Source organism: Psychrobacter sp. TB20-MNA-CIBAN-0197 (assembly GCF_040309765.1).
In the GTDB taxonomy this organism is placed as follows: Bacteria; Pseudomonadota; Gammaproteobacteria; order Pseudomonadales; family Moraxellaceae; genus Psychrobacter; species Psychrobacter submarinus.
Genome location: NZ_JBEOPC010000843.1, coordinates 1 through 261 on the forward strand (window position 1 = coordinate 1; position 261 = coordinate 261).

Here is a 261-nt window from a genome sequence, read left to right on the forward strand (position 1 = left end):
TTACAGAGCTTACCAATTCACGCTTTATTATTTGTTTAGAGATAACGGAAGACGAATACCTTGATACAAGCATCGCGCATGCTCATTTTAGAACCTTGGTTGAATCGGGATTTAACTTATCATTAGATGACTTTGGTACGGGTTATTCGAATTTAAGAAATTTACAAAATTTGAGCTTTCATCAACTTAAAATTGATCGTACGTTTGTTCAAGATATAACAACTGAGGGCTTAAAAGCCTCTATGATCCCAAATATTATGG

1 protein-coding gene is annotated in these 261 nt (G+C 34.1%); it reads left to right on the top strand.

The features are described 5' to 3' along the window. Positions 1-261: EAL domain-containing protein (locus tag AAEY83_RS16245; protein ID WP_351060673.1), on the top strand; the 261-nt coding region annotated here is incomplete at both ends.